Annotated in this window: 9 protein-coding genes and 1 tRNA gene; 5 read left to right on the forward strand and 5 right to left on the reverse strand. The window is 63.6% G+C overall.

What is annotated here, in order from left to right:
- The 3 genes from AC16JP_RS00295 to AC16JP_RS00305 all read right to left on the reverse strand — a co-directional run.
- Positions 1 to 149: transposase (locus AC16JP_RS00295; protein ID WP_484338609.1), on the reverse strand; the 149-nt coding region annotated here is incomplete at its 3' end.
- 89 nt (positions 150 to 238) lie between these two features.
- On the reverse strand, positions 239 to 802 hold the full coding sequence (locus AC16JP_RS00300; RefSeq protein WP_484338601.1) for a PEPxxWA-CTERM sorting domain-containing protein: 564 nt from the start codon (positions 800 to 802) through the stop codon (positions 239 to 241).
- A gap of 194 nt (positions 803 to 996) precedes the next feature.
- Positions 997 to 2,244: a cytochrome P450 gene (locus tag AC16JP_RS00305; RefSeq protein WP_484338602.1), complete on the reverse strand. Its 1,248-nt coding sequence runs from the start codon at positions 2,242 to 2,244 to the stop codon at positions 997 to 999.
- Between the two features lie 192 nt (positions 2,245 to 2,436).
- On the opposite strand from AC16JP_RS00305, the gene AC16JP_RS00310 reads away from it, so the two are divergent.
- Positions 2,437 to 3,732, forward strand: coding sequence for an ammonium transporter (locus tag AC16JP_RS00310; RefSeq protein WP_484338603.1), 1,296 nt, complete (start codon positions 2,437 to 2,439; stop codon positions 3,730 to 3,732).
- Positions 3,733 to 3,832: 100 nt separating this feature from the next.
- Positions 3,833 to 4,222: a PaaI family thioesterase gene (locus AC16JP_RS00315; protein WP_484338604.1), complete on the forward strand. Its 390-nt coding sequence runs from the start codon at positions 3,833 to 3,835 to the stop codon at positions 4,220 to 4,222.
- A gap of 55 nt (positions 4,223 to 4,277) precedes the next feature.
- Here AC16JP_RS00315 and AC16JP_RS00320 read toward each other — a convergent pair.
- Positions 4,278 to 4,352: transfer RNA gene (locus tag AC16JP_RS00320), tRNA-Gly, on the reverse strand.
- A 173-nt stretch (positions 4,353 to 4,525) separates the two neighbouring features.
- On the opposite strand from AC16JP_RS00320, the gene AC16JP_RS00325 reads away from it, so the two are divergent.
- Together AC16JP_RS00325 and AC16JP_RS00330 are read left to right on the forward strand one after the other, a co-directional pair.
- The gene (locus AC16JP_RS00325) at positions 4,526 to 5,407 is read left to right on the forward strand and encodes a tetratricopeptide repeat protein (RefSeq protein ID WP_484338605.1); all 882 of its coding nucleotides are present in this window, start codon (positions 4,526 to 4,528) and stop codon (positions 5,405 to 5,407) included.
- A 10-nt stretch (positions 5,408 to 5,417) separates the two neighbouring features.
- Positions 5,418 to 6,071 (forward strand): LON peptidase substrate-binding domain-containing protein, encoded by a 654-nt coding sequence (locus AC16JP_RS00330; RefSeq protein WP_484338606.1) that lies wholly within the window; start codon positions 5,418 to 5,420, stop codon positions 6,069 to 6,071.
- Between the two features lie 11 nt (positions 6,072 to 6,082).
- On the opposite strand, the gene AC16JP_RS00335 is transcribed toward AC16JP_RS00330, so the two are convergent.
- The gene (locus tag AC16JP_RS00335) at positions 6,083 to 7,336 is read right to left on the reverse strand and encodes a UbiH/UbiF/VisC/COQ6 family ubiquinone biosynthesis hydroxylase (protein WP_484338607.1); all 1,254 of its coding nucleotides are present in this window, start codon (positions 7,334 to 7,336) and stop codon (positions 6,083 to 6,085) included.
- A 175-nt stretch (positions 7,337 to 7,511) separates the two neighbouring features.
- Here AC16JP_RS00335 and AC16JP_RS00340 point away from each other — a divergent pair.
- Positions 7,512 to 7,882: DNA translocase FtsK 4TM domain-containing protein (locus AC16JP_RS00340; protein ID WP_484338608.1), on the forward strand; the 371-nt coding region annotated here is incomplete at its 3' end.

Below are 7,882 nucleotides of genomic sequence, written 5' to 3' on the forward strand. Positions count from 1 at the left end.
GCCCAGGGAGAGCCGGTGCGAAACCGCCAGAGGATGCCGTTTAGCACCCGCCGGTCATCGACGCGCGGCACTCCACGCGGCCTGTTCGGCAACAGCGGATCGAGAATCGACCACTCCTCGTCCGTCAATTCGTACCGCCGCCTCGCCATCATCAAGCCTCCATCGCAAGGGAAAGCCTGAATCATTCAGTCGACAAAACCGCAACCCGTTTATGAGTTTACCGCCTAGTTCGGCCGTTTCAGGCGCGCGCAGGCCTTCTTTGGCGGCGGACAACGGCGCCAATGGTTCCGAAGCCTGCGATCAGCAGCGCCCACGCGGCGGGTTCCGGTACACCGGCCGTATTGAAGTGGAGCGTCAGCGTCTGCCCATCCTTGTAGGAAACGCCGGTCCAATTGACGTGCAGGTCATTGCCGGAAATGCTGGCATTGGCCGGACTCAAACCGAACGTCGACAATGGGTCAACGGTAACGGAGCTGATGCTGCCAAATCCTGATCCGCTGAACACCAGCCCGTTGAACGCCGAGTTGTTGAACGTCGGAGACGACAGAACGGTGCTGAAATCGAGCGTCAGCGAATCGTTCGCGAAATCGATTGTTATGAACGTCACCCCTTCGAGGTTGACGACAGACTCCGGCCCGAAGCCGACGATGAACGATGGCGGCGTCGCGGACGCGTTGCCATAGGGCGTCATAAGATCAGGGTGATAATATTGAACGCTGACCGTAGAGCCGTCTAGCCCGGCCAAAGCAGGCGTAGCGATTGAAACTGCCGCAATCGCGACTGCAAGTGAAAATGCACGCATGTACCCCTCCCACAAAACGCATCGTGCGCGGTGCGATATTGGCACAGTTCGTGTTTTCAGACAATGTTGTGATGCAAGTGTTAATATTGCGTTGGTGTAATATACGGCAAATGCACGATATTGGATTGTTCAATCAGTTTTACGGGTATCGTAATAAATGCTATAAGCGTTGATTATGCGCTGTGTCCGGCGCGTCATGCTTGGCGGAGTGCTACTTGTGCGCGCTTCACCGAGCAGACGAAATTGCTTTGCAGATACTGCGGTTCGCTTGCGAGCTGGAACTTGGGGTAATGCCTGAGAAGCAGTTGCAGCACGATCCTGATCTGCAAGCGGGCCATATGTGCACCAAGGCAGTGGTGAACGCCGATGCCAAAGGCCAGATGTTCGCGGGCGTTCGGGCGGCCCAGTCGAAGCTGGTGCGGATCGTCGAACAGGTCGGGATCGTGGTTCGCTGCTCCATACAGCAGCACGACCTTGTCGCCCGCAGCGATTTTCCTGCCGCCGACCAGGACATCGTCTCTGGCGGTCCGGGCCATCTGAATGACGGGGCTGACGTATCGAAGCAGTTCCTCGACGGCGGAATTGGTGAGTGAAGGGTCATCGAGCAGGCGCTGCCGTTCGTGGTGGAACCGGCTGAACGCGATCATCGCCCCCGTAAGCGAGTTGCGGGTTGTTTCGTTCCCTGCCGCCATCAACAGCGCGATCATGCCATCGAGATCGGGACCAAGAAACGGCCGGCCGTCGATCTCCATCCGCGCGATGACAGACAGAACGTCGTTTCCGTTGCCGGATCGTCGCTGGCGCAGCAGTTCCCGGCCATAGGCGAACACGTCGCGATGCACCTGCGATGCCTCGTCAACCGACCGGTGATATTCAGGGTCGGATACGCCGACCATAGTGTTCGTCCAGTCGAAGATTGCCTGTTCGTCGTGCGCGGGAATGCCAAGCACCCGGCACAAGGCCTTGATCGGGATGATGCCGGCAAACTCTGATACGAACTCGATCTCGTCACGGTCGGCAAAGCCCAGCAGCAATTCCTCGACAGCCTCTGCAACCGCCTGCTCGATCGCCGACAATGCACGCGCGGTGAAAGACGCCACAAGCGGCCGCCGATAGGCGCTGTGCAGTGGCGGATCGACCAGCAACATGTTCTGGCGGACGGCCTGAAGCACATCCGGTGCCAGCGCCGCCGCGCGTCCGGCCTCGAACAACCGAAAGCCGCGCGCCGACGTCCAGTTCGCGCTGTCCATTGAAACCGCGCGGATGTCGGTGTGCCGCGTCAGCAGCCAGTGCGGTTCGCCGCCCAGAGGATGCTCGACGAAGTGGACCGGGTCGTCGCGGCGCAATGCGTCGTAGATTTCGTGCGGGTGCCCGCTTAGGAACTGCCGCGCATCGCTGACATCGAGCACCGCATTCGCGACCGGTTCAGCCAGTTCCTGCATTTCATCCTCCCCGATCTGTTGCATGGCCGAGGGTAGGGCGCGCCGCACAGCGCGTCCAGCAGCGGATGCTGTTGCAATCGGCGCACACTGGTCCGGCGAACTGTGCAGTGCAGCATAAAGCACCTTGTTGCGGCCTTTCGTCGCGATTAGCCCTGTCGGTCGCCATTCAACGTGCAAGGGGAAACAGCGGGTATGAAGCCAATACGCTTGTGGATTGCTCCGACGATCATGGTCGCAATTCCGGCAATGGCACAGGCACACCCCGCAGTCGCAGCGAACAGCGGCGATAGCGCCTGGATACTCACGGCATCGGCCCTCGTCCTGATGATGACGATCCCCGGCCTCGGGCTGTTTTACGGAGGCCTCGTGCGTGCGCACAACGTGCTCTCGGTGGCGATGCACTGCTTCGTCATTTTGTGCACGGTGTCGCTGTTGTGGGCGGTGTTCGGTTACAGCCTGGTCTTTGGCGAAGGCGCGCTGTGGCTTGGCGGCCTTGGCAATGCGATGCTGGCGAACCTTGCCGATATCCGCGCCGGAACAACCATATCCGAACCGGTGTTCGCCCTGTTCCAGATGACATTCGCCATCATCACTCCGGCTCTTGTCATCGGTGCTTTCGTCGAGCGTGTGCGCTTTGGCTGGGTGGTGATCTTTTCTTTGCTGTGGGTCATCCTCGTCTATCTGCCGGTGGCGCGGTGGATCTGGGGCGGCGGCTGGCTTGCAGCCAACATCGGCACGCTGGACTTTGCCGGCGGGATCGTCGTCCACACCACGGCAGGTGTCGCGGCGCTGCTGGTTGCCCGGATGCTGGGCCAGCGCAAAGGCTTCAACAAGACGCTGATGCTGCCGCACAGCCCGGTGCTTACGCTGACGGGCGCTGGCCTGCTGTGGGTCGGCTGGTTCGGGTTCAACGGCGGCTCGGCGCTGGCGGCAGGCAGCGGTGCGGCGTCGGCGATCTTCAGCACGCATCTGGCGGCGTCGACAGCGGCCCTCGTCTGGATTGCGATCGAGCGCATCCGCATCGGCAAGCCGACGTCCGTCGGCATCGTGACGGGCGCGATCGCCGGCCTTGCAACGGTGACGCCCGCTGCCGGCTATGTGGGGCCGACGGGTGCAATCGCGCTTGGCCTGCTGGGCGGCAGCTTGTGTTTCTTCATGATTCAACTTGTTAAGCACAAGTGGCAGATCGATGATTCACTGGACGTTTTCGCCGTTCACGGCATTGGCGGGATTCTTGGCTCGCTGCTGATGCCGCTGTTCTTTTTCAAGGAACTGGGCGGCGTTGGCTTTGCCGCCGGAAGCGGCCTTGGCCAGCAACTGCTGGCGCAGCTGATCGGTGTGGCCGTGGTCGCCGGGTGGACGGTGATCATGACGCTGCTGGCAGCCCGTGCGGCCGCGCTTGCAGTGCCGATGCGCGTCGACGAAGAGGCCGAGCACGACGGGCTTGATCTGCACAGCCACGGCGAGCGCGGCTGGGAATTCGACTGACGGTTGACAGCCCCTCCGCCGTGTTGCCGAATGCAATGCGGTGGGGGCGAGCCGAGAGTGATCGGGCGTACCCCTGACACGAACGCCAGGAGGAACCGCCATGAGCTTTAACCCGGCCGATGCAATGCCGTTCGCGCGCCTGATGGGGGTAGAGATCACCGCCGCAACCAGCGAGCTGGTCGAAGGTTCGGTGCTGGTGCGCGACAATCTCTGCACTGCAAACGGCATCATGCACGGCGGCGCGATCATGGCGTTTGCCGACGCGCTTGGGGCCGTTGGTGCGTTCGCCGCGCTGCCGAAGGGCGCGGCCGGCACGATCACCGTGGAAAGCAAGACCAACTTTCTGGGCGCAGCCCCCGCCGGTAGCGTGGTGAAGGGCCGCGCAACGCCGCTATCGACCGGCAAGCGCATATCGGTCTGGCAGACCGAAATCCTGCGCGACGACGGCAAGCGCGTAGCGGTGGTAACGCAGACGCAACTGGTGCTGTAACGACAACGCGCCATCAGCGGCGGCACCAGTAACGTCGTGGAAACCCGAAAGAAACTGGAGCGGGCGAAGGGATTCGAACCCTCGACTTCAACCTTGGCAAGGTTGCGCTCTACCCCTGAGCTACGCCCGCATCCGTTTCATCTGGCGGCGCCGTTCTGGCCGACCCGCCGGGGTGAGGCGCGCATCTAGCCGAGCATTGCGTGGTGTGCAAGCCCCTTCCATCGACAAATGCATATGCCCATATAGCAACGGGTAAACATCAACCGGAGCATGCCCTTGGCCAGCCTATCCCAGTTTGGCGGAATGACCGCCGAAGACCGCGCAGCAGTCGACGCCTTCCGTCGCAACGTTCTTGAAGCATCGCTTGCCGGGCTGGTGCTGGTGCGCTTCACCGCCGAATGGTGCGGCCCCTGCAAACAGCTTGCGCCGGTTATCGACAGGCTGGTCAGCGAAGTGGGGCAGGGCAGAACCACGCAGGTGGTGATCGACATCGACAAGAGCAGGCTGATCGCCGAGCAGTTCCGCATCCAGTCGGTGCCGACGGTTTACGCTTTCGTCGGCGGCCAGCCGGTCGACGGGTTCGTCGGAGTGAAGTCCGAGCGGGAAATCCGCGCCTTCATCGAGCGGCTGCTGACGACATTGCCGCCGACCGAAGAAAAACTGTCGGCAGATGCGATGATCGAGGAAGCCAACGCCCTGCTGGCAGAAGGCCGTTCGGCCGAGGCCGCAGACGCTTTTGCCGCGCTTGCGCAGGCGGCGCCTGATCGTGCCGATGTCGTAGCGGGCTACGCCCGGGCGTTGCTGGCGATCGGGCAGGTGGATGCCGCCGAGGCTCAGCTTGCAACGATTCCCGCTGACAGTGGTGATGCAGCCGTTCAGCAGGCACGGTCGGCGCTTGATCTTGCGAAAGCGGTTGCGCCGGCGGGAGAGGTTGCGGCGCTCGAATCGCGGATCGCAGCTGATCCTGCGGATCATCAGGCGCGAATTGATCTTGCCAACGCACTGTTCGCCAGCGGCAAACACGATGCCGCAGCTGACCAGTTGTTTCAGTCGATCATCGCCGACCGGGAGTGGAACGAAGGCGCGGCCCGCGCCCAGCTTCTGAAATTGATCGAGGCGAAGGGATTTTCAGATCCGTGGTCGGTCGCCACGCGGCGGCGGCTGTCGCAGACTCTGTTTTCCTGAAGCCCGGCCGATGGCGCACCCGCAGATGTTCCGGTTGGCCGATTTTCCGCCGGGTGTGCGGCTGTTTCCACTGGAGGGGGCGATTCTGCTGCCGCGTGCGCAACTGCCGCTGAACATCTTCGAGCCGCGCTATCTGGCGATGGTGGCCGACGCGATGGCGGGGGACCGGCTGATCGCCATGATCCAGCCGCGCGAGGAGGCGCTGACCGCCGCGCGGCCGCCGCTTTATGGTGTGGGGACGCTTGGTCGCATCACCAGTTTCAGCGAAACCGGCGATGGCCGCTTTCTGATCGTTCTGACAGGCCTTGCCCGGTTTGACCTTGGTCCGGAACTGGGTGCCCCCACGCCCTATCGGCAGGCAGAAGTCAGCTACGGGCGGTTTGCAGGCGATCTGGCGGCTGCCACCCCGCTGGCGGCTGCTGCCCGGGCAGACCTGGAACACGCGTTGGCCGGGTATCTTGCGACGCAGGATTATTCAGCCGACTGGGAATCCGTGCGCGCGGCCGACGATGAAAGCCTCGTCAATACACTAGGCGTTGTCTGCCCGTTTTCGCCGGCCGAGAAGCAGGCGTTGTTGCAGGCGCCGACACTTGCCGAACGCGCCTCCACATTGTGCGCGCTGATGCGCTTTGCCGGCACGGGCGGCGATACCATGCTGCAATAGCGCAAAAGCCGTCAGCTTCCGGTGCCGAGTTCGCCCCTTAGCAGCGGCGGGCGATCGCCGGATTCGCCGCGCGCAACCGCCATGAACGCCCGCCGCAGGAAGGGCAGCCGGTTGACGGCGGCAAGCCCCGTCGAGCGGACGAGTTCCGCCGTCTTGCCCGGAATGCCGAACAGGCGGACCAGCGCGTCGGTTGCAAAGGCGGTGGTGAAATTGTCACTTCGCCGCCACCGTTCGAATTTTCGCGCGACATCCGGGTGGCCGATGTCAAGCCCCAGTTGCAGCGATGCGGCCAGCACTTCGGTCAGCGCCGCGACATCGCGCAGGCCAAGGTTCAGGCCCTGTCCGGCGATCGGGTGAATGCCGTGGGCGGCATCGCCTACAAGGATCAGCCGGTTCGCCCAATAGCGTTCGGCATGTTGCAGGTTCAGCGGGAAGCTTTGCACCGGTGCGATCACGTCGATCCGGCCAAGGAAGCCGCCCATGCGCTTTTCGGCTTCGTGCGCGAATGCGCGTTCGGTAAGCGCCTTCACGCCCTGCGCGTCGCGGTTCCTGACCGTCCAGACCAGCGCCGAGCGGTGCCGCCCATCGGCAAGGTCGGTCATCGGCAGTTGCGCGAAGGGTCCGGCGGAATAGAACAGTTCCGACGCAACATTGCCGTGCGGCTTTTCGTGCGACAGCATGGTGACGATTGCGGTTGCATCGTAGCGCCAGGTGGCAAGCCGGATTCCCGCATCGCGGCGCAGCGCCGACGGACGGCCATCGCATGCCAGAATGACGGGGGCCAGCAGTTCGCGCCCGTCAGCCAGTTGGATTCTGGCCCGGTGCTCGCCGCGTTCGGTCTGGGTGATGTTGGCTGGCGCATAGAGGCGGACATGCGGGTGCCCGCGCAGACGATCCAGAAGCCCGGCCCGCAGCGCGCGATTTTCCAGCATATAGCCCAACGGATCGGCGGGTTCGGCCTCGGCGCTGTCGAAATGCAGCAGCCTCGGCGACAGCCCGTCGGTCACGCGGATGGCGTGGATCGGGCAGCCGCTGGCATCGACCACCGGCCCAAGGCCCAGCGCGCGCAGCATCCGCGCGCACGACGATGCGATGGCTGAAGCACGCCCGTCGAAGCCGGGTGCAAGATGCGCGTCGAGGTCGGCGCGCTCGATCAGGCCGACGTCGATGCCATGCTCTCCGAGGGCGAGGGCGAGCGTCAGTCCGACGAGGCCGCCGCCGACGATCAGCGCATCGTGGTGATGGGTGCTGGCTTGGATGCTCATGCAACTGCTGATAGCGCCTTGGCAACGGCACTGACAGCCCCCAACCGCATCCGTGCAAGCGCCGTGCCCAAGCGGCAACAGCCCTAGGGAAACGACAGGCGCACTTGACCGCAAGAGACGCTCGCAGGCATGATTCCGGCGCAATGGCTGCGGAAAACCCGCAGCAGGAGACGACGTGGCAGCAACCTACCAGACATTGATGGACGGCGCCCCATGGCGGCGCAAGGGCAGGGCCGGGGCAGACCAGCCGGGCCTTGCTGCGCGGCTGATGCGGCTTGCGAGGACCGGCGCGCGGGTTGTCGGCGGCGTTTTTGTGGTGATGCTGGGCCTGTCGCTTGCGGCGGCGCTTCTCAGCTATGACCCGACCGACCCCAGCTTCAACAGCGTCACGCAGGCGCCCGCGCGCAACCTGATCGGAACGCCCGGCGCCTATCTCTCTGATCTCATGCTTCAGGGCTTTGGTTTCGCATCGGCGCTGCTGGTGCCGCTGTTTCTGGTGAACGGCCTGCGCCTGATCGTCGGGCGCGACATCGGGCATCTGCGCCG

Source organism: Sandaracinobacteroides sp. (assembly GCF_057137845.1).